The 23,306-nt window shown below is 59.4% G+C and carries 22 protein-coding genes; 13 read left to right on the forward strand and 9 right to left on the reverse strand.

Going from position 1 to position 23,306, the window contains the following annotated elements:
* The first annotated feature begins 4 nt into the window (after window positions 1-4).
* Both MEMAR_RS10365 and MEMAR_RS10370 read left to right on the forward strand, forming a co-directional pair.
* Window positions 5-1,057, forward strand: a complete 1,053-nt coding sequence (locus MEMAR_RS10365; protein ID WP_011844933.1) for a FecCD family ABC transporter permease — start codon at window positions 5-7, stop codon at window positions 1,055-1,057.
* On the forward strand, window positions 1,057-1,845 hold the full coding sequence (locus MEMAR_RS10370; RefSeq protein ID WP_011844934.1) for an ABC transporter ATP-binding protein: 789 nt from the start codon (window positions 1,057-1,059) through the stop codon (window positions 1,843-1,845). The genes MEMAR_RS10365 and MEMAR_RS10370 overlap by 1 nt, the downstream gene beginning before the upstream one ends.
* Before the next feature lie 10 nt (window positions 1,846-1,855).
* Here MEMAR_RS10370 and MEMAR_RS10375 read toward each other — a convergent pair whose 3' ends face one another.
* The 3 genes from MEMAR_RS10375 to MEMAR_RS10385 all read right to left on the reverse strand — a co-directional run bounded on the left by MEMAR_RS10375 (window position 1,856) and on the right by MEMAR_RS10385 (window position 4,104).
* Entirely contained in the window at window positions 1,856-2,116 is a 261-nt protein-coding gene (locus tag MEMAR_RS10375; RefSeq protein ID WP_011844935.1) for a DUF3303 domain-containing protein, read from the reverse strand.
* Window positions 2,117-2,214: 98 nt separating this feature from the next.
* Window positions 2,215-3,504 (reverse strand): chloride channel protein, encoded by a 1,290-nt coding sequence (locus MEMAR_RS10380; RefSeq protein ID WP_011844936.1) that lies wholly within the window; start codon window positions 3,502-3,504, stop codon window positions 2,215-2,217.
* 108 nt (window positions 3,505-3,612) lie between these two features.
* Window positions 3,613-4,104: a PRC-barrel domain-containing protein gene (locus MEMAR_RS10385; RefSeq protein WP_245526596.1), complete on the reverse strand. Its 492-nt coding sequence runs from the start codon at window positions 4,102-4,104 to the stop codon at window positions 3,613-3,615.
* A gap of 226 nt (window positions 4,105-4,330) precedes the next feature.
* On the opposite strand from MEMAR_RS10385, the gene MEMAR_RS10390 reads away from it, so the two are divergent.
* The 3 genes from MEMAR_RS10390 (at window position 4,331) to MEMAR_RS10400 (ending at window position 7,299) form a co-directional block, all read left to right on the forward strand.
* Entirely contained in the window at window positions 4,331-4,624 is a 294-nt protein-coding gene (locus tag MEMAR_RS10390; RefSeq protein WP_011844938.1) for a hypothetical protein, read from the forward strand.
* A gap of 69 nt (window positions 4,625-4,693) precedes the next feature.
* Entirely contained in the window at window positions 4,694-5,188 is a 495-nt protein-coding gene (locus MEMAR_RS10395; RefSeq protein WP_011844939.1) for a hypothetical protein, read from the forward strand.
* A 140-nt stretch (window positions 5,189-5,328) separates the two neighbouring features.
* On the forward strand, window positions 5,329-7,299 hold the full coding sequence (locus MEMAR_RS10400) for a M13 family metallopeptidase (protein ID WP_011844940.1): 1,971 nt from the start codon (window positions 5,329-5,331) through the stop codon (window positions 7,297-7,299).
* 114 nt (window positions 7,300-7,413) lie between these two features.
* On the opposite strand, the gene MEMAR_RS12525 is transcribed toward MEMAR_RS10400, so the two are convergent.
* The gene (locus MEMAR_RS12525; protein WP_011844941.1) at window positions 7,414-8,385 is read right to left on the reverse strand and encodes a hypothetical protein; all 972 of its coding nucleotides are present in this window, start codon (window positions 8,383-8,385) and stop codon (window positions 7,414-7,416) included.
* 499 nt (window positions 8,386-8,884) lie between these two features.
* Here MEMAR_RS12525 and MEMAR_RS10410 point away from each other — a divergent pair, with 499 nt between their 5' ends.
* From MEMAR_RS10410 to MEMAR_RS10420, 3 genes are all read left to right on the forward strand, one after another.
* A complete protein-coding gene (locus MEMAR_RS10410; RefSeq protein WP_011844942.1) occupies window positions 8,885-9,889 on the forward strand; it encodes a hypothetical protein in 1,005 nt (334 codons plus the stop codon).
* Window positions 9,890-9,894: 5 nt separating this feature from the next.
* A complete protein-coding gene (locus MEMAR_RS10415) occupies window positions 9,895-13,074 on the forward strand; it encodes a hypothetical protein (protein ID WP_245526597.1) in 3,180 nt (1,059 codons plus the stop codon).
* A 237-nt stretch (window positions 13,075-13,311) separates the two neighbouring features.
* On the forward strand, window positions 13,312-14,070 hold the full coding sequence (locus MEMAR_RS10420; protein WP_011844944.1) for a hypothetical protein: 759 nt from the start codon (window positions 13,312-13,314) through the stop codon (window positions 14,068-14,070).
* 56 nt (window positions 14,071-14,126) lie between these two features.
* Here the strand turns inward: MEMAR_RS10420 and MEMAR_RS10425 are convergent, their stop codons facing one another.
* Window positions 14,127-14,342: a hypothetical protein gene (locus MEMAR_RS10425; protein ID WP_011844945.1), complete on the reverse strand. Its 216-nt coding sequence runs from the start codon at window positions 14,340-14,342 to the stop codon at window positions 14,127-14,129.
* Between the two features lie 286 nt (window positions 14,343-14,628).
* On the opposite strand from MEMAR_RS10425, the gene MEMAR_RS10430 reads away from it, so the two are divergent.
* Together MEMAR_RS10430 and MEMAR_RS10435 are read left to right on the forward strand one after the other, a co-directional pair.
* Entirely contained in the window at window positions 14,629-15,855 is a 1,227-nt protein-coding gene (locus MEMAR_RS10430) for an MFS transporter (RefSeq protein WP_011844946.1), read from the forward strand.
* Between the two features lie 277 nt (window positions 15,856-16,132).
* Complete coding sequence (locus MEMAR_RS10435; RefSeq protein ID WP_011844947.1) at window positions 16,133-17,557, forward strand: alpha/beta hydrolase family protein; 1,425 nt, start codon at window positions 16,133-16,135, stop codon at window positions 17,555-17,557.
* Here the strand turns inward: MEMAR_RS10435 and MEMAR_RS10440 are convergent.
* Together MEMAR_RS10440 and MEMAR_RS10445 are read right to left on the reverse strand one after the other, a co-directional pair.
* Window positions 17,518-17,904, reverse strand: a complete 387-nt coding sequence (locus MEMAR_RS10440) for a HEPN domain-containing protein (protein ID WP_187147921.1) — start codon at window positions 17,902-17,904, stop codon at window positions 17,518-17,520. The genes MEMAR_RS10435 and MEMAR_RS10440 overlap by 40 nt on opposite strands.
* A gap of 69 nt (window positions 17,905-17,973) precedes the next feature.
* Window positions 17,974-18,591, reverse strand: coding sequence for a nucleotidyltransferase domain-containing protein (locus MEMAR_RS10445; RefSeq protein ID WP_011844949.1), 618 nt, complete (start codon window positions 18,589-18,591; stop codon window positions 17,974-17,976).
* 210 nt (window positions 18,592-18,801) lie between these two features.
* Between MEMAR_RS10445 and MEMAR_RS10450 the strand changes: the two genes are divergently transcribed.
* Window positions 18,802-20,082, forward strand: coding sequence for a Fic family protein (locus MEMAR_RS10450; protein ID WP_011844950.1), 1,281 nt, complete (start codon window positions 18,802-18,804; stop codon window positions 20,080-20,082).
* 28 nt (window positions 20,083-20,110) lie between these two features.
* Here MEMAR_RS10450 and MEMAR_RS13185 read toward each other — a convergent pair whose 3' ends face one another.
* Complete coding sequence (locus MEMAR_RS13185) at window positions 20,111-20,263, reverse strand: hypothetical protein (protein WP_187147922.1); 153 nt, start codon at window positions 20,261-20,263, stop codon at window positions 20,111-20,113.
* Between MEMAR_RS13185 and MEMAR_RS10460 the strand changes: the two genes are divergently transcribed.
* Complete coding sequence (locus MEMAR_RS10460) at window positions 20,262-21,149, forward strand: DUF2115 domain-containing protein (RefSeq protein ID WP_245526598.1); 888 nt, start codon at window positions 20,262-20,264, stop codon at window positions 21,147-21,149. The genes MEMAR_RS13185 and MEMAR_RS10460 overlap by 2 nt on opposite strands.
* A 153-nt stretch (window positions 21,150-21,302) precedes the next feature.
* Here the strand turns inward: MEMAR_RS10460 and MEMAR_RS10465 are convergent, their stop codons facing one another.
* The gene (locus MEMAR_RS10465; RefSeq protein ID WP_048063839.1) at window positions 21,303-21,596 is read right to left on the reverse strand and encodes a nucleotidyltransferase family protein; all 294 of its coding nucleotides are present in this window, start codon (window positions 21,594-21,596) and stop codon (window positions 21,303-21,305) included.
* A 553-nt stretch (window positions 21,597-22,149) separates the two neighbouring features.
* On the opposite strand from MEMAR_RS10465, the gene MEMAR_RS10470 reads away from it, so the two are divergent.
* Window positions 22,150-23,289, forward strand: coding sequence for a hypothetical protein (locus MEMAR_RS10470; protein ID WP_011844953.1), 1,140 nt, complete (start codon window positions 22,150-22,152; stop codon window positions 23,287-23,289).
* Window positions 23,290-23,306: the final 17 nt, after the last annotated feature.

Genomic DNA, 23,306 nt, shown 5'->3' on the forward strand with positions numbered 1-23,306 from the left:
CGCCATGGAACAGCACGTCATCATCCAGGAGGGGTATACCCGGCTGAAGAAGACCCGCGCCCTCTTCATCGGCGGTCTTCTTGCCGGCCTCGTCATCCTCATCGGCATCGCGGTCACGCTCGGGTCGGCCGGCCTCACCGTGGGTGAGTCCTACCTCGCGATCCTGGCCGGCCTCTTCCCCGGGGTATTCAGCGCACCCGACCTCGCGACGACCATCGTCTGGGACTTCCGGCTCCACCGGGTGCTCTTCGCGGTCTGTGCCGGGTTCGGGCTCGCGGTGGCGGGCTCTGTCATGCAGGGGATCCTCAGAAACCCGCTCGCAAGCCCCTTCACCCTCGGGATCGCCTCGGCGGCCGCCACCGGCGCCTCGATCGCCATCGTCCTCGGCGCCGGGGTCGTCGGCGGGGAGTACCTCGTCATCGGCAACGCCTTCCTCTTCTCTCTGCTGGCGGCGCTCGCCATCTACGGGATGGCCCGCTACCGGGGCATCGGTTCCGAGACGATGGTGCTTGCCGGCATCGCGCTCATGTACCTCTTCTCGGCGGTGACGTCGCTGCTGCAGTACGTCGGCAGCGCCGAGCAGCTCCAGGCGGTGGTCTTCTGGATGTTCGGCTCGGTGGACAAATCCACCTGGCCGAAACTCGGCATCGTCGCCCTCGTCCTCGCCTGCACCATACCCTACCTCCTCTACCGCGCCTGGGACTTAAACGCCCTCGCGGAAGGAGATGAGGTGGCCGCCAGCCTCGGGGTTCCCGTCGAGCGGTCGATGACCGTCCTGATGATGATCGCCTCCCTGATCACCGCGGTGATCATCTGTTTCACCGGGACGATCGGGTTTATCGGGCTCGTCGCCCCGCACATCACCCGCATGGCCATCGGCAGCGATTTCCGCACGCTTCTTCCCGCTTCGGGCCTCGTGGGGGCTCTCCTCCTTCTTTCTGCCGACAGCATCGCACGCAGCGTCCTTGCTCCGCAGGTCCTTCCCGTCGGGATCGTGACCGCGTTCCTCGGGGTGCCGTTCTTCATCTACCTCTTCCTGCACCGGAGGAGTGCCTGATGGTGCGGCTCTCGGTCAATGATCTCTCGTTTGCCTACCGCGACCGGGAGGTGCTCTCCGGAATCACCTTCTCGGTGGACGCGGGCGAGGTCCTCGGGCTCGTGGGGCCGAACGGGTGCGGGAAGACGACGCTCATCCGGTGCGTCGACGGGATGCTCTCCCCCGACGGGGGGAGGGTGATGCTTGACGGGCGGGAGCTTCGCACGATGCACCGCCGCGAGGTCGCGCGGGCGATGGCCTACGTGCCGCAATCGGCCGGGAACGGGACCGCGGCGACGGTCTTCGAGACCGTCCTGATGGGGAGGCGGCCCTACCTGAACTGGACGGTGAACAGGACCGACGAGGAGAAGGTGGTTGCGGCGCTCGACCTCCTCGATCTCGGGGATCTCGCGCTCCGCAAAGTCGCCGAACTCTCGGGCGGGGAGCGCCAGCGGGTGATGATCGCCCGGGCGCTCGTGCAGGAAACCGGGGTGATCCTCCTCGACGAACCGACGAGCAACCTGGACGTCTGCCACCAGATGGGGGTCATGGAAGTCCTCCGCGGGCTTGCCGGGGAGAAGCGGCTCGCGGTCGTCATCGCGCTCCACGACCTGAATCTCGCCGCCACCTACTGCCACCGCCTCATGGTGATGAAGGCCGGGGCGGTCTACGGCTACGGGACGCCGGACGAGGTGCTCACCGAGGAGATGCTCAGGGAGGTCTACGGGATCGAGGCGGTGGTGAAACGGGACCTTTCGGCGCCATACATGGTCCCTGTCCGGCCGGGGCACCTGAGGGAGGGGGCGTGAAAGCCCCTCCTCAGCCCCTGAGAATGGTCAACGCTTCTTTTGATTCCATGACCGGATGCACTTCTCTGTAGCCGAGGTCACTCCAGGAAAAACCGACCTTCATGAGGGCGACGGGGTCGTCGGTCTCGATCAGCCGGAAGACCATGTTCCCTACGAGGTCGACCCACTCGTTGATCAGGGTCACGCCTTCCGGAATCTCCTCCCTGGCCCGCGCCTCCATGATCTCGGCCGTCTTCCCGGGCTCCCAGGTGAATATGTGTATGAACTGCATGTTCTTCCCCCCTCGTTGCCGCATCCCGGCGTGCCGGGATGGACGGTCGGCGCCATGGGTTCCGGAGTATAAAAGCCTGGTGCAGGGCGGACCGTCCGCTACGGCTGCCCTCCCATTCTCTCCTTCACGGCGGCAGCGATGACCATGGCGGTGACGGCGGAGATCACGAGGAGCACGACCGTGTACTGGTCGGCCGTGCCCACGACCGCGACCAGGAGGATGGAGGTCAGGGGCGCCCCGAGGGCGAGGGTGAGGGCCGCGACCTCGATGCAGAGCACGAAGATGCCGAGCGGGATGCCCGGGAAGGCGAGGTTTAAGGCGAGCCCGATCAGGGTGGACGAGAAGATGATGGGAAAGAGGGGGCCGCCGATATACCCGCTCTTGAACGAGAGCGCGAGCAGGAGGATCTTCAAGACCGCTACGCCGAGCAGCATCCCGACCCCGAGCCGGGCCGGGTCGGCGATGATCCCGTGGATCTGGGCCTCCCCGGAGAAGAGCACCTCCGGGATGAAGTAGCCGACGCAGGCGATGACCGCCCCGGCGGCGAGGACGCGGGCGACGGGCGCGTCGCCGAATATCCGGTCCATGACCGTCCCGGCGGCCTGCATGGCGCCTCCTGCAAATACCGCAAGCAGCGATCCGAGGATCCCGAGGGCGATCGCGCAGAGGATGTAGCCGGGATGCAGCTCGCCGATCGGCTCGAACGGGATGCTCCGCGCAAAGGAGGGGAGCCCGAGGAGCAGGTAGAAGAGGTAACCGACGGTGCCGGCGAGCAGGTTCCAGGTGAGGAACCGGAAGGCGTTCCTGTTTCCGCCGATCTGGAACTCGGTGGCGAAGACCCCGGTAAAGAGCACGTTGCCGACGATCCCGTTGAACGCCGATGCCAGAGCGGCGACGTCGAACCCGAGCGCGGCCCCGGGGGACCCGATCCTGAGCCGGTCGCGGACGTACGAGGAGACGTAACCGATGAGAACGGTGATTGTTCCTTCCGGCCCGATGCTTGCCCCGGAGAGAAGCGAGAAGAGCGACGAGAGGAGGGCACCGGGAAACGTCCGGTAGTTGGGTTTCTCGCCTCCGCCTCTGAGCGATTCGGCGAACCCGCCATGGATCACGTCGGGTGCGTGCAGATACCTGCGGCAGAGGCCGACGAGCAGCGAGAAGGCGAGGACGCCTGCCGGAACCGCCCAGGGGTTGGCCTGCACGAAGTTGTTCTGAGACCAGACGACGTTGTTGAGCAGTCCGTAGAGGGCGAGGTAGGCGACCGTAAAGAGGATCGCGATTACGGCGATGAGGGCGACCTGCCGGAGGTTTGGGGTTCCTTCCCGGCTACCGGGCTCAACGCAGATCCGCTCTTCCGGCGGCGCCGGACCGTCTGCAGGTGCTGGCATGGCAGGCACGATGCGGCCCGTTCGGCGGTTCCGGGTAATCTTCCTTGCGGTCGACTTCCTATGCCTGCCGGAAAAAGAGTGGTCGTTCCCCGAACCCGGAGTCCGGGGTTACCTCCGCCTGGGCCGCGTCTCGACCCGCTCCGTCGTGATGACCTCGGACGGCGGGGGCTCCTCCCGCTTCATGGCTTCCGCCTCCTCACGGGTCGGCGGGGTCATGGTTCCGGCTGACTGGATCAGGCTGTAGTCCGCTTCCCGGGGCCAGAGGTCTTCGTCGAAGCCCGGCTCGTCGTCCAGCCGCTGCTTGTCGATGTTCACGACAAAGTTGTCGTCCCCGGGGCGGTAGATCACGGCTTCGGGCGGGACGGCGAACCTCTTTGCCGCCATGCCGAGCACGCCGCCGTACCTGAGCACCAGGTACTTCACCTTGCCATCGGGGAAGCCGATCCGCATATCCGAGATCTCCCCCAGATCGTCTCCCTGCGGGTTGATCACGTTTTTATCCAGGATGTCGTCGGCCGACATGAACCACTCTTCGCCGGCCGTCCGCGTCCTGCGTTCCAGGATAACCTCCGATCTCTCCTGCATCTTCTTCATCTCCATCGCCCCCGTATCCGGGGGGGACACGCCCCACATCGGGGGCGTGCACTGAGTGCCGGGAGTCCTTAAAATGATTTGCACACCGCGGCCGGGGGGTAGCCCGGCCTCCGGGGAGGCGGGGCCCCGGCCCGAATGAACGCTTTTGAGTCGCGCATCACCCCTGAGGAGCCCTATATGGGCCCTGAGTGAAATGGATGAAGTTATTACCGGGTGAGTCAATCCCCTTTTCATGGGGCCTACTGTCAAACTGGATCTCACCACGATCCTCGAGGCAACAGGCGAGTTGCAGCACTTTCTTGATCTGGGCGCTGCCCGCCTGCGTGCGGAAGGGCCGTTGCCGGAAGAGGCATCCGAGGAGTTGATATTTTCCATGGCCGACGAACTTGAGGAACACCTGCGGGCGATGCGCGACCGGCAGGGGTCCGCCAGCATCGGCGATCTCCGGGTCTGGACCCGGACATGGATCGACGGGCGGCAGGAGGCGCTCGCCCAGAAGCAGTTGCAGGGTGGCGAACGGGGGTAACCGTCCCGGGCGCGCGGCCCCCTTCGGCAGACCCCATGGTTTATCAGCCCGCGCACCCATGCGCACCCGATGCCTCACTTCGACCTCTTCTTCAAGACCGAAGATCTGCGGCAGAGGCTTGAGCCGCACCTCCGGCTCATCCCGCCGTACTTTCAGTTCACCGTCCGGACCGGCACCCCGGATGTCCGCTTCTTCGACCAGAAGGACCCGATGTGGAAAGGCTTCCCGTTCCCGGTTCCGAAAGGAACGGTCTACGTCTTCGACGATGCGATCCCCGCCCGGGCCCTCGGGGGCGGGATGCATATGCGGGCGAGCGTCCGGGTCACGCGCGAGGACAGGGACGACGAGGCGATTGTCCTCCGTATCTGGCACGAGATCCTGCACGCGATCGGGCAGCCGGCGGACGACATGGCCAGACGGGCGGGCGAGTGGCAGAGCGTGTCCGAGAGGGTTATGTGGGCGGCCTGGCAATCTCTTTCCCGGCCGCTCGACGTGCCGTTCTGGCACCGGAAGTTTTACGTGTGGCTGACGGAGCGGGCGGAGAGCGGCGCGGGGGGGAGGTAGGAATGCGGCCGGGTCCCGTCCCGGCCCGTCACCGGTAACGGGTGGCTGCATGTGGAATCGGGAGTTGCTCGCTTCATCGCCTCCGAAATAGGGTTGCCACGGATCAAAATTCTTATTCCTGGAAAAGAGACAATCTCCTTGTGAAATACATTCTTCTGACCATTCTCCTGATCGTATGCCTCGCCTGCGCCGGATGCGCCGACCCGGCCGGGACAGCGGTTCCCGGCGATGTATCGCAGTCGCCCGGGAGTGGATTCGCCCTCAACGAGTCCGTCCATCCGGGCGACGACTTCTATGCCTACGTGAACGATGCATGGATAGCGGAACACCCTATCCCGGCAGATAAGCAGTACTACGCAGTATTCACCGGGATGAGGGACGGGGTGGATAACGACCTCCGTGCTCTCCTCGAGGATGCGGCCGACGCGCCGGAGAGTGCCGATCGGAACGCCACCCTCCTCGGAACGTTCTACCGGTCGGGCATGGATACCGGGACGATCGACCGGGAAGGGCTCGACGGTCTCTCCGATCTCCTCGCGGCGATCGACGCGATCGATTCCCGTGGCGATCTGACCGAAACCACGATCGTTCTCCTGGAACAGGGTTTCCCGCCGGTCTACTTCTACGGGGCCGGGACCAACCCCGAGAACAGCAGCGAGATGATCCCGTGCCTTTACCAGGGCGGGATCGGGCTGCCCGACCGGGACTATTACTTCCGGAACGATGCGGGAAGCCCTGGGCTCCGGGATGCCTACCGTGAGCACATAGCCCGGGTGCTGGTGCTCGCCGGCAGGTCCCCCGAAGAGGCGGCCGCCGACGCAAAGACCGTCTATGCCATGGAAGCGGCCCTTGCCGCGGCCCACCTCGGCCGGGAGGAGAATCGCGATCCCCAGAAGACCGCGAACATCCATACTCTCGCCGAACTCGAAGAACGGTACCCCGCCGTCGGGTGGGGGACTCTCGCCGCCATCCCGGGTTCCGGGTCGGTCGGCAGGGTGCATGTCTACCAGCCGGGATACGTAGAGGAACTTGACTCCCTGCTCGCGACCGCGCCGCTCGACGACTGGAAGGTCTACCTGCGCTACCGGCTGATCGATCAGGCGTCTCCCTATCTTGGGGCATCGTTCGAGGAGGAGCACTTCGCCTTCTACGAGACGACGCTCTATGGTGTCCCGGAGATGAAGCCCCGGTGGCAGCGCGTCGTGGCGGCGGAGAGCGAGTTCCTCGGCGATCTGGTCGGCCGGGCATACGTCACCGGATACGTGGACCCCCGGACACGCGGGATGGTGTCGGGGATGGTCGTTGCCATCCGGGAGACCTTTGATGCGCGAATGGCAGACCTCACCTGGATGAGCGAGCCGACAAAAGCCGCGGCCCGCGAGAAACTTGCCGCCATGGGGGAGAAGATCGCGTATCCCGACCGGTGGACGGACTACTCCGGGCTGAACCTCTCGGATTCGTATGTGGAGAACGTCCGCGCCGCAAAAGCGCACGCCTTCATCCACGGCCCCGAAGGGCTTGAGAGGGTCGGCGGGCCGGTCGACCCGGGCACCTGGTTCATCACCCCGCAGACGGTGAACGCCTATTACGACCCGACCAGAAACGAGATGGTCTTCCCCGCGGCCGTCCTCCAGCCGCCCATCTTCGACCCCGACAGAGACCCTGCCTTCAACTACGCCATCCTCGGCTGGTTGATCGGGCACGAGATGACGCACGGCTTCGACGACCAGGGAAGACAGTACGATAAAGACGGGAACCTGAAGGACTGGTGGACTGAGGAGGACGCCGCGAACTTCAACGACCGGACGGCCCTGCTCGTCGCCGAGTACAACGCGTTCGAGGCGCTCCCCGGCCTTTACGTCAACGGCAACCTCACTCTCGGGGAGAACATCGCCGACTTCGGGGGTCTGACCATGGCCTACCACGCGTGGAAGAAGGCGGAGAACGGGTCGGCCGACCCCGCCGCCGACCGGAAGTTCTTCCTCGCGGCCCCGTGCCTCTGGCGGGTGAACGACCGGGGGGACTCGCTCCGGAACCTGGTGCTGGCCGATCCGCACTCACCGGAGAAGTTCCGGGTGAACGGCGTCCTGTTCAACATCCCGGAGTTCTAAGAGGCTTTCCCGGAGATCCGGCCCGACAACGTCCTCTACCGCGAGGTCGAGGAGAGACCAGTCATCTGGTGACGGGTTTTAGAATACACTTTTTCTCGTCTTCGAGCCACCCGATCATGACCGGAAGGGTTCCGGACGCGGCGGGGACGGCTCCTGCACGCCGCGCCCTTCCACGCTCCTCTGCACCCACCGTCGGGCGGGGCTTGCCGCGAACGAAACGATAAACAGTGCTGCAATACCGACAACCCCGCACCACCATTCGGGAACAGCCGGGTAAGCGGTGATCCGGAGGCCGATGTAGAAGAGGAAGATGACGAAGCATACCGCCGAAACCGTCACGTACTGTAGCGGCCGCTCGTGAGGGGTCACGATTGCGTGGTATTCCGGGAGTAAATATACGATGGTATAGTATAGCCCGAGAATCCCGAGGAGCGTCCCGGCGATAAAGATTAACCATGGTGAGATCCCGAGCCCGTGATTGATGTTGCCAAAGTCGTCGTGTTGCAGGAAGGAGCGGGTGAAGACATACTCGAAGACCATCGCGAACGTGATGACGCACGTCCAGAAGGTGCAATGGTATATCCAGCGGTGGTTCTTCACGCTTTTTGTCGACATGAGCCCGACGGTCACGAAGAAGAGCATGATGTTTGAGAAGGGGCCGGCAAATGCGATGGCCGCGGCGGCCGGACCCTCTCCCGCGGCAAAAATAGCCGAATAATCGACGTTCTCGTCCCAGTGCGCTCCTATTATGCTCCCGTAGATGATATCCCACGGATCGGGTTTCCAACCGAGGAAGTACGCATAGAAACTATGCGAGAACTCGTGCATCACGATAATCAGGAGGTGCAGGAAGAGGAAGGAGACGACCGTTATCGTGAGGAGCATTAAGACCGTTTTTAACTGGAAAAACCGGTCCGACCGGCCGGTTCCCGTTCCAGGAACGGTCTCCGCGGCCCCGGACGCCCCTCTCCGGCGGTCGATCTCCGGCAGGATATACCCGCAGTAGACCAGGTACACGAGGAGGACCGAGAAGAGGACAGGCGATGTCTCCAGAAATTCCATCGCTATGGCGAAGAGAAGAAACATCCCGCCTGCTGTCGCTATCAACCGGGCTGCAGCATTAAGATAGTTTCCAGCCTCTCCGGTCATACGAGTTCCTTACAAAGAGTAAAAATGCCCGACGTCCGGATTAATCTTCTGAAATGCATTCCACGGCAGATCGGGGGCGTACCCGTGTTCCGGCACGAGCCGTCGTGGCGGTTTCTGCGGGTAGTCGAACTGCGGAATAATGGATCTCTGGTCATGCAAGGGACGGCCCCGGGGACTGCAATGACCCCTGGGCCGATCGGTTCCGGATCAGGTGCATTATTAAGAACGGTTCTTCAAACCGGGCGAGTTCTTCATCACTCTCGCGTCCGGCCGGCCCTGTCCGGGACAACACATTTAGGATGTGTTATATGGATCTAATCCAATGATATAATATTTTCCATTGGGAAAAATCGTTGATTCCGAGACACACCGGATTACGGAGGAGATTAATTCTATATTACTGAATTCACTGAATTTCCAGGGGTGTTGAGCAACAATGGCAAACGACGACAAAGTGAACGAAATTTTTGGCAGGTGCAAGGAAGTCGCATCCGTTGCCGCCGATAAGGCAACCGTGATGATTGACTCTGCATCGGCCAATGTTTCAGCGAGTATCAAGGAGATGCGCGAAGAATCTGCGGCATCTTCGCGTACAGACGACGGCAACTATGCCCGGGACGGCGACGCCCGCGCAGCGGCGGAGGCGGGCGAGTGCGTGCTCTCCGGCGAGCTGGCCGTGTCCGGTGCGGCGGACGATGCGGCAGGCATACCGGTCAAGCATTCTGCGGGCGAGGTCGTGAAAGGATGCGTGCACAAGAGGATCGAGGGATTCAAAAGCGGTCTGCACAATAAAAAACTCCTGATCACCGCGGGAATCATGGCTCTGGTCTGGCTGGCGCTGACCATACTTCCGGCCCTGGGGTTCAACCCGGCGCCCGTGCAGTCCCTCTCCTTCCTGACCTTCGCGCGGGGCGGGCTCTCCGGCGGCGTGCCGGGGCTCATTGGCGGCCTCATCGGGAAGGGCCTGATCGCCTACTTCGTGACGCTGCTCATCGTCGGAGGAATATCCGGCGAGAGCATCGTCTCGAACGTCCGCTCTCTTGCCGCGCAGTTCTCCGGAGGGAAGTGGGACCTGGCGGCGATCTCCCCGCTTCTCGTCGGCGGCGGCGCGGCCCTCTTCGTCTACAACTTCCTCGCGGGAACGTCGACGATCATGAACTGCATGGTGGGAGTCGTGGCGTTCCTCATTGCGGCCCGTGCGCTGGCGAACCGGGCGGGATGCGTGCGGCAGGTCTTTGCCGCGGTCTTTGCGAGAGAGGGCAGGGCCGACTCCGGGCTGGTCACGAAGGTGATGGCGGGATGGGCCGGAGGGTTCGCTCTCGGCGTCGTCCTCTCCGTCTTCGGGGGGTATATCTGTTACATCGCCGGTTTCGTCCTCCTGGCGGTCGGTGCTGTTCTCATGGTTACGGTTCAGAAGCAGGCAGGGGGCGTCCCGGCATGAGGGCGATGACGAGACTTCTGCTCGTACTCCTTGCAGCCTCACTCCTCTCCGGAACCGCGGCTGCAAGCTACTCGCTCACCGATACCAACAACTACGACTACAAACTGGCGAGCAAGTACATCCACAGCATGGAAGACGAGGGGTTCGTCGTCGAGATGCCGATCGGCGTCTACAAGAAAGGGACGGACGAACTTCTTGCGACCGAGAACACGCTGCTGATCATCGGCAACCTCGGAAAGATTGACCCCGAGGCTGAACGGCTTGTCCTGACCGAGATCCCGACAGACGTCTACAGTTACACCTATCAGGGCGACGCAGGCGGCGGCGAGATCAGGAAGAGTACGGGAGAAGTCACCTGCGGCCGCTACATCTTCACCGAGTTCGGCCTCACCACGAAGTACAAGACGGTGAGCGAGTATGCCAGCTACTTGAAGACCGAACTCGAAAAATCGGTCGCAACTTCCAGCGCAAGGATCGAGTACGTGGATACGACCATAAACGGACACCGCGTCGTCGGCGTGCGCGAGTTGACGGACGACTCCAACTGGGCGGCCGGCGGCGGCTCCATGGACAACCACCTGGAGAACACGTTCACCTACTACGTGATCCGTGAGGACTTCTACCCGGCGGGCTCGGGGCTCGCCCACATCAGGTTGCGCGGTCATGTCGGCCTCGAACATGACAACGGCCGGTCATTGACGTATGATCCGTATCCCTCGGAGAACCAGGTAGCTATAGCACTCTCCGAGATGAAAAGGGCGTACGAGGATGCGAACGAGGTCGTGGACTCGATCATCGCCGATGCGGCGAACGCAAAGGCAACGCTCATCGTCGGGAACTATGAAGAGGTCTTCGGCGGCTACGGCGCCGGCTCGTTCACCATCAACACTCCGGGCGGGGGCGCCGGTGAGAGCGATTACGGCATACCGCTCGCGGTTATAACCGGGATCGGTGCCGCGGGGGCCGCGGTTGCGGGCGCTGCAGCGGCGGCCGGCGGCGGTGGCGGCAACGGCGGCAGCGAGACGGAACGCACCAGCACCTACCGGATGAGGACCCGCAAAGACTTCGAGGATTATATCGTCTGCGGAAAGAGCCCCGAGACCATCTACGCCCAGATGATCGAGATCACCGCGGAAGGCCAGACGATCGAGCGTGACGACCTCACCGCGACGCTCTCGATAACCTCCGGCGGCGGGCTCCGGGTCGAGGATCAGACGCTCGCCGGCAGTTACATGGGAGCGTTCGTGTCTGCGGACGAGAACGAACTCGCGGAAGAGGGTATCGTCAGGGTGGCCTACACCGGAAAGGGCGGGTCGTTCACGAACAACATCCACTTCCGGATCATCGGCGAGCCGAGGATCAAGTTCCCCGAGCAGGGGGCGGCGATGGACATGCGGCTGAACGTCCTCTACGGCGACGGGCTGACCTACGACGTCGAGGTCGAACTCGTCGACTTCATCGAACCGCCCAAGGAGGTCACGATCACCCAACTCGACGAGGCGCCGTTCACGAGCTCGCTAGAGAAGATCGACGATACGCACTACATTGCAAAGATCGTCAACACGAGCCCGCTGCCCGAGAAGGGAGCGCCGGTGACGAGATACGGCGCCAGAGTCATCGCCACCTGCGAGGATGACGAGATCGTCGAAGAAGCGTTCACGGTGATCTTCTATCCCGAGGGTCTCAGCGTCACCGACGTCGTCTACGACGACGAGGGACACGCCCAGTTTGCAGCCTACGACGATCTCGACACGGAAGAAGACGACGTTGCAGCGACCGGATTCATCGTGAACCTCGCCGTCAGGGTGACCGAGAACGAGAAGGAAGTGGTGAAACTCCTGGACGGGACGGAGTACGCGCCCGAGTTCGGCGAGCTCAAGGGAACCGACCAGAGGACGGAGGTCCTTGCCTCGAGGTTCAAGTACACCATCGAGAAGAAGCCGGACAACACCAACAAGGCCTACAAGTTCACCCCCGCCCAGCAGATCGGCGAGGACGAGAGGAACCCCTACTTCCTGGAACTCCCGATCACCTGCGAGTACGGCGACGAGACCTATGAACTCGATCTCCCGATCCGCCTCATCGGCGACAAACTCGGGGTGCGCAAGGACCGCGAGACCGAACTTGCGAACTTAAAGAAGAGGATCCAGAAGTTCGGCATCAATCCGGACACCGCCCGGTTCCTGCGGGAGAACGTGCAGAACTTCAATGCCGCCGAGCTCCGCCTGATGAGCAAGAAGATCGTCTATGACTCGATCGTCTACTACACCCAGGAGTCGGCGGACTTCATGGAGACCGCCGACACCATGGACGACTGGATCACCTTCCTCTCCGTCGTGAAGTGGTTCGGCGACCAGGCGTTCTCCTACCTCATGACCATCTACACGGGGCCTGCGGGAGAGGCGATCCTCACCCCGACGAAGGAGCTTACGGTCGAACTGATCGGCGAGCTCTCGGCCGACCTCTTCATGGGTAACGGGGTGAACTGGGATGAGATCAAGGTCGGTGTGCACATCTCCGAGATGATCGAGAACTACACCAAGTCGTGCTTCGAGGATATCGGGAAGGCGAACCCGAAGAAGCTCGCCCAGGTGATCGCGGGGCTCTGCGTATTCAACCTGGTGCGCCACTACACCTTCGATCTCGACGAGAACGGCAAACGCAGCCTGTACAACGCGATCATCTCGTCGTTCTCCGACATCTCGCTCGAGTTCTTCAAGAACAAGTTCGGCAGTTTCCTCAAGGGCAAGGTCAACGACCCGAATTCGAGCCTCTCCAAGCTCCTGAACTCGTCGGCGGCCAAGATGCTCGAGGACATGATGCCGGAGGGCAAACTCGCGGTTCCGGGCGTGAACACCCTCACGGAGGACGTAGCGGTAGGCCCCATCCTCCAGAAGTACGTGGAGGAGATCTTCGGCTTCGGCGCGTCCTATGTGACGCAGGAGTTAGGAACGGCGGCTGCCGAGACTCTCTATGTGAAGGTGAAGGTCGGCGTCCCCAATTCGGACCGGGAGATCGACTGGTATGTCTTCATAGACCCGATCAAAGCGGCCGACAAACTCCTGGACTACATCTTCACGTCGCTCTTCGAGAAGTTCCCGTTCCCGACCGCGGAACTGGGAGAAGCCTCCAAACCTCGCGACCCGCTCTACATGGATCCGAAGACCAACCAGCGGATCGGATAATCCTCTTTTTTTGAGTGGTTGCCCGGCACTCTCGGGCAGCAGGGAACCGTCTCGCGAAGGGGTGTCGCGGGCGGCGCCACGCAGATTTCGCGAGACTATATGATCATTGCGGGTACCGTGTTCTTTACCGCTGTTTGTGATATTATTTTTCCTTAAATCCCAGAATCCGCCAATATTATTCACACCCGGCGGTTTTCTTTACTAATATTTTTTATACAAGATATTTCATTCACTATTATGCAATCCCTATCGAACTGTTGTCGTCTCCTTCTCATCTTCGGGCTCCTCATGCTCTGCGTTCCGCCGGCAGCGGCGCAGGCCGGCTCGCATACCACACTGCAGGTCTACACGGATGAGACTGTTCTCGGTCGAATCGTCTCGATCACCCCGGCTTCGGATGTCGGTGCGTATTCCATCACCATCACGCGCGGCACGAGCGTTCAGCCTGCCGGCGTGGGCGACACACTCCGCCATAAAGATATCATCACCCTGCAGCGCGGCTCGTTTGCAGACATCCAGCTCGTCGACAGGAGCGATACGACGATGCTCGGCGGAGGCACCGGGGGAACCGCGATCCTGATCGAACGGGCAGGCGGCAGCTCCGGACAGGCGGCGGCTCCCGAGGTGACGGAAACCCCGTCGGGCAGCGGGATAATTTACGTGGATTACGGACAAACTGAAGCAGGAACGGTGACATCTATTCAGGGCAGAGCGGAGATCCTTAGAAATGCCCGGATCTTTCCTGTATATAGAGGAGATAGCCTGCTTGTCGGCGATACCCTGTTTATCAGAGAGGGTGTGGTGACCGTTGAGATCTGGGACTCCGGGACAAGGACGATCTATGAGGGAGGGATACTCAGCGTTGAACAAAGAGCGAAACCCCAGGAACTGCTCGAACCGGTCTTCACCTTCTTCAACGATCTAAAGAATTCCCTTGAACGCGCTCTGGGATTTGAAGTCAGGGTCCCAACCGACACAGCCGGGGTCCGGGGATAACGGGATACGGGGGAGGAGCCCTCCTCCGGCTATTTTTATCGCTACGACCGAACCGGTCAGCGCTTCGTGCGGCGGTCGAGGTCTTCAGCCGCCGCCCTGAACTCTTTTAGGCGGTCTTCAACCGATCCGTCGGCGTCGCGAAGGGTCACAAGCCTGCCGCAGCCGCCGCAGACGATCGGTCTGTTCTCTTGCAGGTGCTCGACCGTAACCTGAAGCGGAAGATTGCAGTCCGGGCAGCGTATCGTTGGTATGGGGTGGGTTCCGGGGTTCATATTCAGGATTGCGGACGTTGATGGAATAATCTTTTCATACGCAGTTTCTTACCGCTCTAATCCTGTCAAACCGGATTACGATGCGCTCTCCCCACCTCCGCCACGGGGATCTTCGCGGATTCCGCGGGGGATCGCCAACCGCAAGCCGACGGGATTGCATACACTCCGCTCTCACCCCTGCTCATCCGGTCTCGAGTGGAACAACGACGAATCATCGATCACGGCAATCTGCTACTGTATTCAGGTGCACTTCCTTCATGTCGCATTACGGACAACTGAATAAGGCATGGTTACACCGTTCAGACCAACGAGATGGACGCTGCTTTTCCTCCTGCTTGCAGCCATGATGGTTCTCATGGGAGGAGCTGCAGTCGCGCCGGCTCTACCGTTGATCAGCGAAGCATTTCCCGATGAACCAGAAGCCACGATCTCCATGATCATTACACTTCCCGCGCTTGCGATAGCCCTCACCGGCTTTTTCGTCGGAGAACTCTCGGACAGGATCGGTAAAATACCGGTCCTTGCCGTCTCTGTTGCTATCTTCTCCATCGCGGGATGCTCCGGATATTTCCTCACCTCCTTACCCGCAATACTGGCCGGGAGGTTCATCCTCGGGATCGGCATCGCCGGGATCATCTGCACGACGTCCGCCCTGATCGTCTGTTATTACGATGGGATCTCCCGCACCAGGGTGCTCGGATACCAGGCGGCCGCAATGGGCATGGGAGTGGTGGTCCTCGAGACCAGCGGCGGTTATCTCGCAGGGATATCCTGGCGTGCGGCGTTTCTCATCTATCTGGTCGGTGTCGTCATTCTCGCGGGCGTTCTCCTGACGATGAGGGAACCCGCTCGCGTGAACGTCGAGAAGACGGCGGGAGCACCCGAAGAGACCTTCCCGGCCTCCCTCCTCCTCCCTGCATATGCAACCGTGTTCCTCGGGAACCTGCTCTTCTTCCTGGTGCCCACGAAGTTCCCCTATCTGATTGCGAATCTGGATGCAGCGCGGATCCTGGGCGAAAACTTCGCGCTTACCGCCGGGATATTCCTCGGAGCCATGGGCTGCGCCTCCTCGCTCGTGGGACTCGTTTACGGGAGAGTTGCCTGGAGGTTCCACCGGTATACCCTGCTCACCCTCTGCTTTGCCTGCTTCGGAACCGGTCTGTGCGGCCTCGGGTTTGCCACGTCGCTTCCCGCCGTCGGGGTCTCCGTGATCCTCGTCGGTCTGGCCCAGGGCATCCTGATGCCGACGATCCTGAGCTGGATCGCCGCGATCACGCCGAAACCGTTCATCGGCAGGGCAAGCGGCGGGTTCTCGGTGGCCATGAACCTCGGCCTGTTCGTCTCCACGCTTGCCATGGTGCCGGTCATCGCGGTTGTCGCGACCTACGGCAACCTCTTCCTGGCGTTCGGATCTGCGGCGTTTGCGCTCGCTCTGCCGTATCTTTTCTCGATGGTGAAACGGCAGTTTGCCCCGCCGGGGGTTGCCGTCGACGTGAAGCCCGGGGCGGAGTGAAACCTTTTTTTGCGGGGTTCTGTAGTTCAGGTTGTGCTAAAAACCGGGTCCGGTTGAGTACGAGAGCGTTGTCATCACCCTCCGCCGGGCGCACCTCTGCGATCACGGGGAGGGCGTCCCGAACCCCCCCCTGTATCGCTGCCCAGCTCATCATACCACCGGCGCATGGCGGGGCCGGACAGTTATGCAACCTTTTTTTAATAGGCGACGTATCGAGAGTCCGCACGAACATCGCAACCATTATCTCCCCTGTTACGTGATCCTTTTACGATCCACCGTGAAACCCGGCAGAACCCTGATAACCACGATCACCCTTTTCATCGCAATCCTCTCCGTCGTCTTCGCGGGCTGCAGCGCGACGGGCGAGCAGTCGCCAGTATCGCCTCCCGCCACGCCGGTTGCCGCACAGGCCTCCGACTGCCCGGCGCTCGTGTTTACGGATCGGGAGTTTGCGTTCGAACTCCAGCGGACACTCGGCGCCTCGTATTCGGGAGAGGCCGATATCGGCGAGTGCCTTGCCACTGCGTCCAGGATCAGGGAAGGGGACTTCGAGAGCTGGTATGGCGAGTGGAAAGCGACCGCAGACAACTTCAGGGCGGCGGGCGACGAGAGTCTCGCCGCCGGGCACAGGGTCACCGCAATGGAAGCGTACTACCGGGCCGCGACGTATTACCGCACGGCCGAGTTCTTCCTGCACGGCAACGCCACCGACCCCCGCATCGTGGAGACGTGGGGGATGAGCCGGGAAATGTTCCGCAACGCGCTCGCGCTCGACGCCGTCCCCTACGAGATCGTCGCCATCCCGTACGAGAATACCACGCTGCCGGGCTACTTCTATGCGGTCGACGACTCCGGCGAACCCCGGCCGCTGCTCATCGTCCAGACCGGCTTCGACGGCTGCCAGGAGGAACTCCACCCGTACGCGATGGAGGGGATCCGGCGCGGATACAACGTCCTGACGTTCGAGGGGCCGGGCCAGGGCGAAGTGATACGGGTTCAGCAGATCCCGTTCCGCCACGACTGGGAGAAGGTGATCGGGCCCGTCGTGGACTACGCGGTGAGCCGGCCCGACGTCGACGAAGGTCGGATTGCGCTCTGGGGGATCTCGCTCGGGGGCTACCTCGCTCCCCGCGGTGCCGCATACGAGCCCCGGATCGCGGCGCTGGTCGCGGACGGGGGCACCTACGATGTCGGACAGACGCTCCTCGCGAACCTGGAGGCCGGCGGGGCAGGGAACCTGACGGAAGACGAACTCCGGGAGTGGCTGCAGACGGATCCGGTCGAGTTCAACGACGCCATCCGCGACGTCATGGCCCACGATACCGGCACCCGATGGCTGAACGAGAACGGGATGTTCGTCTTTGATGTCGGGTCGCCGGCGGAGTTCTGGGCGAAGTGGATGGAATTTTCGCTCGCCGGGGTTGCCGAAGAGATACGCTGCCCCACGCTGGTCTGTGCCGGTGCGGCCGACCACTTCGACCCGGACGGGGTGCAGGCGAAGGCGCTCTACGACCACCTCACCTGCGAGCGGGAACTTATGGTCTTCTCCGACGACTACGGTGCCGGGTCGCACTGCCAGCTCGGGGCGTTCGCGCAATCGTTCGGCGCCAAGTTCGACTGGCTCGACGATAGGATGGGGATGGCGGGGACTTCTCCCGGCGATCACGGGGAAGGCGTCTCGAACCCCTCTCCTGCAAGATAACCGGAGACTATCTCGAAGATCTCCCCGGCATCGTGCACGGTTCCGTTTGCGGAGGCTTCACCGTACGTCAGACCATAGTCGGCGGCCTCCCGTGCGGTCTTCGCCCTCCGGAGGTCGGAGACAACTGCAGCAGGGAGCACACCTTTTTCGACGAATAGCTCTTCGATGGCGGCTATAAGGCACTCGTGGCTTTTCTCGACGTAACCGGCGCTAAAGAGCAGCGATTTGCAGGTGTGGAACATAGAATAGTATGCCTTGATGATCGTCCACTTGAAGTCCGAGTCACAGAAAGAGTTCTTCGCCGAATCGAGATCTCGTTTCGCTTCGACTAACTCCTTCTCGACCATCGCCCTGCTTGCGGGGCGTTTGACCACACCCCGGCGGTTCACGCAGTCCTGAAACCTGTATGACATTCTTCACCCGCTTAGAACAATCCCCTGTCGGATACTATCGAAGAATGGGGCATCCCCAGTCTTTAATCGATAGGTTTCGTCCGGGGTATGGACGACCGGGGAGAGTTCCCGCGAGAGAGCGGCCCGGTGCCGTTCCAGCACCTCCCGGACGGGTTCTTTTTCGGCGGTCTCGATATAGAGGTCGATATCGCTCGCAGACGTGTCTTCCCCTCGTGCACAGCTGCCGTAGAGGATGACGCTCGTCGTCACCTCCTGCAGGTCGCGGACGAGGGGCTGCAGTTCCAGGAGTGTGAACCAGACCTTCGTCTGCCGGAGGAGGACGCTCTCCATCCTCGCCTGGTAAAAGGCAAGGTTTCCCACGTCTTCACGGGCGACCAGACCCATCGCCTCCAGGTCTTTGAGGTTTCTGCTGACGAGCGAGACGTCGCGCCCCACCATCCGCGAGAGATCCCGGACGTGAAACTGTTTCGTGTATTCCCTTCCGAGGACGACGAGGAGGATCAGCGACGACTTCCGGAGGAGCGAGCCGTAATCGTCCAGGAAGTCCCAGGGGTGGAGGTCCCCGGCCGGGGTGGGCTCCGGGGTCTTGTTGTGCGGGGGTTGCCGGGTGGGGTTATCCATTTGTTGAGTTAAATTCAACACATGTTGATCCCTTGTCATCATTTGTTGAGTATATGTCAACTGAGATACATAAAGGCATCTGTGGGGAATTGTCATCTGCACAGGCGTACCCGAGCAACCTCTCTATCCCCTCATCTACAACATCTATCAATTTGTTACATTTTGATAGATAATGATAATAAGGATCGAAGCAATAGATGAAATTAAACCATGAAACCCCCTCGCACTCCCGAATACTCTCCGGCAGATGTAAAGAAGGCCTGGGAGCATGCGGATACCAGAGATGTGATCGACGCGGTCTTCAACTACAACAAACGGTACCTGCACTGGGAGGAACTCAAATGGCGCGATCTCCCGGTAGACCCCCTTTACGTCTGGATACTGATGAAGGCCTTCAGAGAGAGGGATATGAAATATGTCTCGTTCGACGATCTTCGGCTGAAATATAACCTTCTTGATGATTTTCTCGAAAACCTTCATTTTCTCGACAGATCGGCAGCGGAGATCATCTCATCGGGCCTCGATTCGCGGCCCCAGGATCGGAACCGGTTCATCACCAACTCCCTGATGGAAGAGGCGATTGCATCGAGCCAGATTGAAGGAGCCGCAGTCACGAGGACGATTGCAAAAAAGATGCTCCGTGAACAGAGGAAGCCCGCCACGAAAGACGAGAGGATGATCCTGAATAACTACATCACGATGAAGAGGATCACGCAGGTAAAAGACGAAGATCTGACCCCGGAGTTGATCTTAGAGATCCACAAGACCATCACCCGGGATACGCTCGAAGATCCGAACGACGAAGGGAGATTCAGGGACAACAACGAGATCAGGGTCTTTGATATGCGGGGCAATGTCCTGCACACGCCTCCCGATTTCGCGTTGATCGAAGGACTCATCGAGGAACTCTGCGCCTTTGCAAACAACGACGACGGGCAGTTCATCCATCCGGTGATCAAAGGCATCATCCTGCACTTCCTGATAGGATACATACATCCGTTCAATGACGGAAATGGTCGGACTGCACGGAGTATCTTTTACTGGTATATGCTGCGGAAGGACTACTGGCTGTTCGAATATATGGCGGTATCGAGAGCGATAAAAGACGCGGAGGGGCAGTACAAACTCGCATACCTCTACACCGAGAGCGACGAAAACGACCTCACGTATTTCATCCGCTACAATCTCGCGGCAGTAAAGACCGCGGTCGACAATATCCGGAAGTACATCGAGAAGAAGCAGGGAGAGAGCAAACAGACGTTGACCATTCTTCAAAAGAACGAGGGGCTGAGCCTTCGCCAGGCAGAGATCATCAAATCCCTTATCAAACATCCGGATAAGCCGATCACGATCAAGGAGATCGTCGAGACATACCGTGTGGCCTATGGAACGGCAAGAAGCGATCTCTTCCGACTCGAAGAGCTGGGATACCTGGCGAAGCGGAAGTCGGGCAAGGAGTATATCTTCATATTCAGGGGTTTGAAGGAGTGAACTCCTGATGTCGTTCAGGTACCTATTATTATTGAAGTTGCTCTTTCTCGGCCAGCCGGATTGCAACCTGCAACATCTCACGCCCGCGTTGCGGCAGCTCCTCATGGCCTTCCATATACCGGTGAAAACGCAGCGCATCTTCTCCAGTCAGTTCCAGCCCGGTTTCCAGTGGCTTCGCCATGGTTTCACAATCGTCGTTCGGTGAGATATTATTATCGGAATCAGTAGTCCGGATCCTTTGGCATTCCCTCTCATTAGGGCCGATTTGGGGAGTTGCCCATATCATTCCCAATATCTGGATTCTTTGGGATGAGTTTGGGAAGCCGGCGGGTGTGAGAACACGGTCCGGGTGGACGGGGATCCAGACAATGACAGCAATGACAGCAGTTTTCAGCAGAGTGACAGCAACTGCTGTCAACGCCCGCCAGATTAATGGAAGATTATCAGTATACTCATACTGGAAGGAGTTCGATCCAATCACGGCAGAGGACGAAGCAGGTGCAATCCATCAAATGGCCCGGCGGATGGCGGCCGCGGTAACAAAGGGAGATCTCGGATTGCTCCTCGCCGAAGAAGTCAGTCGTTACTCGCTCATGGATCTTCAGATCATCGGGGGGCGGCTGCACGCGGAGATTATCCGGCTGCCCGAACCCTACCGGAAACAGGTGCACCCCTTCATCACCGAGCAGTTATTCGGCGCTCACCACCAGCTTCTCGCCATGCACCGGTCGGGCCGGTTCCGGTCCATGACCGAACCGATCACTGATCGTGCAACGTTCGTTGAGTTCTGCAATATGATTCCCGATGGATGCTTCCGGCGGGATGAATCTCCGGAACGGATCCCGTTTCGGAATACACCCCGACATCGGGCCTTTTATTACCTGGTCTCGGCATTTACGATCTTCGTGCTCGACCGCCCGGGTCACCCGGTGGGAATGCCGTTCCCGGGAGGGTTCCGGGTCGAAGAGCACAATGGGTCTTTTTATTGTCTCATCCGTGACCGCGAAAAGGATGTCCCGTTCTCGATCTGCAACTTCTGCCCCGCACTGCAGACCGAGGACGGGTGATCCCGGATCTCCTGTCCGGATGCAATCACCGCGTCTCCGGCTCCGGGGCCGGGGAGATCTCCCTAAAAAAGAATGACTTCTACTAAAATGAGTATTTTCACAGATCGTTGTCGATCGCTTCCAGGATATCGAGGAACCGTTCGTTCCCGTCCCTCATAACGGCACTGCCTCGTTGAATATCCGCTTTTTGTAGCGCTCCTTGAGTGCCGTCTCCGTCACCACGTCCACCCGGCACTCAAGGTCTTCCTCCAGGTCCTGGATGAGCGCGATGTGGTCAAGGAGGCTCCTGCCCGGCTCCAGTTCCACCAGGAGGTCGAGGTCGCTCTCCGGCCCGGTCTCTCCCCGGGCGACCGAGCCGAAGACCCGCAGGTTTGTTGCCCCGTGCCGCCCGGCTATCGCGAGAATCCTGGACCGCTTTTTCCGGATCTGATCCAGCGTGACGAGAATAGGTGTTCAATGCATTCTATCGGGAGCAGGGGATATGAATTTGCCTCACCGTGGTGTATTGTAGAAAAGAACCGGCTGCCGGAATCCGGATGGTTATGTGTTGTCAACAGCGCCGGCCTGGATGCACGCGTCGACCACCTTGACAATCTTTCAGACACCTCGTTTGCAATATCTATCAGAATGTATCAAACTGATAGATGGCGGTAATAACAATCGAAGCAATTTCTGAAATTCCAGAAGTACATCGAGAAGAAGCAGCGAGGACAAGCGGGCGCTAATCATACTTCAGAAGAACGAAGGGCTGAGCCTTCGCCAGGCAGAGATCATCAAGTTCCTCATCAAACACCCGGATAAGCCGATCACGATCAAGGAGATCGTCGAGACATACCGTGTGGCCTATGGAACGGCGAGAAGCGATCTCTTCCGCCTCGAAGAATGGGAATACTTGGCTGCATTTTGCTCAAAAACTGAACTCTATCTCCATTTTTGCCTGCATTCATCCTAATGGTAACTCTTTATATGAGAATGCTTATAACCTACCTTTAGGCGTTATATGGGATTTATTGTAGAAGTTTTAAGAACACTTGAAGTAATGGGGTTTCTAATTGCAAACGTCATAGCTTATCTGTTTTTCAATCAATTCCTTCCAGGGCTACCGTTGCTTCTCTTTCTAGGGGCCGGGGTTATATCGGTACTACTTTTAAAAACACATTGGGTCTTTTGGTTATATGAGAGATTAAAGCACGAAAAATCACCAATATTTCTTGAAAACCCTGCTACTGTCGATAAGATCTCAAATACAACCTCTAAAACGATATCAAAGCTGCGGAACATTTCATTGATCAAGGGCGGTCCAATAGGGTTCAAAACAATGAGTTTTAATGTTCTTTACGAACTTTTTCCCGTTTTCCTGATCTGGTTAGGAGTAATTGGGGCAGCGTATCTTATCAGCAACGTGCTCTTGGAAGTCTCTTATTCCCCAAGTCCACATTTTTTTGAGATTATTGCATCATTTGGGATTATCTTAGGAGTTTTCCAGTATTATCTACAAAGGCAAGAAGGAAAGATTGCCGTCAGGATTAGTATATATGGTAAAGCGATTTCTGAGATTATTCGCGAAGAAACGACGTTTGATAAGTTTTATGAAAGTCTTTCAGATATAAGGTTCGGCCTGGAAATCCAGAGATGGATTGATAAGAAAATTGACCCAAAATTGCAATTAATCGAGGTTCTAAGGACATTATCAGAGAATAAAGCTGCGAAAGAAGTGGCCGTACACATGCTGAAACGAACCAGACCAAGTACACTCTTCAATGTCCACCTAACATACTTGGACTCGGACAAAAAGTATGAAATGTTGGAAGCATCTGCTTCGGCTGAGCAGATGAAACTAAAGTTGATTTCGGCTTACGATTCTTTCTTCAATTCTACAGAAAAAATTGACGAAATCATCTTGAAAATCAATAGTATGATAGATGTCCGTGAATTTGGAAATCTTTGCCTTAGCAATATCAATATGGTCCCGGAGGTCTTTGCCCAACTGATCAATAGTCAATTGCAAAGCTCTGTTGAGGATCTATTGATCGAAGGGGGCGAGGATATTGGTATTGAGAATACTTTTTCATTCCGAAGGCAGAGAGAGTTGCTTGAGGGGCGGGTTACTAAACGGTTATTAGATGATATCTTTAATTGAACCGGAGAGGTATCCTC

The sequence above is a fragment of the Methanoculleus marisnigri JR1 genome (assembly GCF_000015825.1).
Lineage (GTDB): Archaea > Halobacteriota > Methanomicrobia > Methanomicrobiales > Methanoculleaceae > Methanoculleus > Methanoculleus marisnigri.

Excerpts from the sequence above, each read along its gene's own strand:
- MEMAR_RS10365 (WP_011844933.1), top strand. The coding sequence starts at position 5 with ATGGAACAGCACGTCATCATCCAGGAGGGGTATACCCGGCTGAAGAAG.
- MEMAR_RS10370 (WP_011844934.1), top strand. The coding sequence starts at position 1,057 with ATGGTGCGGCTCTCGGTCAATGATCTCTCGTTTGCCTACCGCGACCGG.
- MEMAR_RS10375 (WP_011844935.1), bottom strand. The coding sequence starts at position 2,116 with ATGCAGTTCATACACATATTCACCTGGGAGCCCGGGAAGACGGCCGAG.
- MEMAR_RS10380 (WP_011844936.1), bottom strand. The coding sequence starts at position 3,504 with ATGCCAGCACCTGCAGACGGTCCGGCGCCGCCGGAAGAGCGGATCTGC.
- MEMAR_RS10385 (WP_245526596.1), bottom strand. The coding sequence starts at position 4,104 with ATGGAGATGAAGAAGATGCAGGAGAGATCGGAGGTTATCCTGGAACGC.
- MEMAR_RS10390 (WP_011844938.1), top strand. The coding sequence starts at position 4,331 with ATGGGGCCTACTGTCAAACTGGATCTCACCACGATCCTCGAGGCAACA.
- MEMAR_RS10395 (WP_011844939.1), top strand. The coding sequence starts at position 4,694 with ATGCCTCACTTCGACCTCTTCTTCAAGACCGAAGATCTGCGGCAGAGG.
- MEMAR_RS12525 (WP_011844941.1), bottom strand. The coding sequence starts at position 8,385 with ATGTTTCTTCTCTTCGCCATAGCGATGGAATTTCTGGAGACATCGCCT.
- MEMAR_RS10410 (WP_011844942.1), top strand. The coding sequence starts at position 8,885 with ATGGCAAACGACGACAAAGTGAACGAAATTTTTGGCAGGTGCAAGGAA.
- MEMAR_RS10415 (WP_245526597.1), top strand. The coding sequence starts at position 9,895 with ATGACGAGACTTCTGCTCGTACTCCTTGCAGCCTCACTCCTCTCCGGA.
- MEMAR_RS10420 (WP_011844944.1), top strand. The coding sequence starts at position 13,312 with ATGCAATCCCTATCGAACTGTTGTCGTCTCCTTCTCATCTTCGGGCTC.
- MEMAR_RS10425 (WP_011844945.1), bottom strand. The coding sequence starts at position 14,342 with ATGAACCCCGGAACCCACCCCATACCAACGATACGCTGCCCGGACTGC.
- MEMAR_RS10430 (WP_011844946.1), top strand. The coding sequence starts at position 14,629 with ATGGTTACACCGTTCAGACCAACGAGATGGACGCTGCTTTTCCTCCTG.
- MEMAR_RS10440 (WP_187147921.1), bottom strand. The coding sequence starts at position 17,904 with ATGGTCGAGAAGGAGTTAGTCGAAGCGAAACGAGATCTCGATTCGGCG.
- MEMAR_RS10445 (WP_011844949.1), bottom strand. The coding sequence starts at position 18,591 with ATGGATAACCCCACCCGGCAACCCCCGCACAACAAGACCCCGGAGCCC.
- MEMAR_RS10450 (WP_011844950.1), top strand. The coding sequence starts at position 18,802 with ATGAAACCCCCTCGCACTCCCGAATACTCTCCGGCAGATGTAAAGAAG.
- MEMAR_RS10460 (WP_245526598.1), top strand. The coding sequence starts at position 20,262 with ATGGTTTCACAATCGTCGTTCGGTGAGATATTATTATCGGAATCAGTA.
- MEMAR_RS13185 (WP_187147922.1), bottom strand. The coding sequence starts at position 20,263 with ATGGCGAAGCCACTGGAAACCGGGCTGGAACTGACTGGAGAAGATGCG.
- MEMAR_RS10470 (WP_011844953.1), top strand. The coding sequence starts at position 22,150 with ATGGGATTTATTGTAGAAGTTTTAAGAACACTTGAAGTAATGGGGTTT.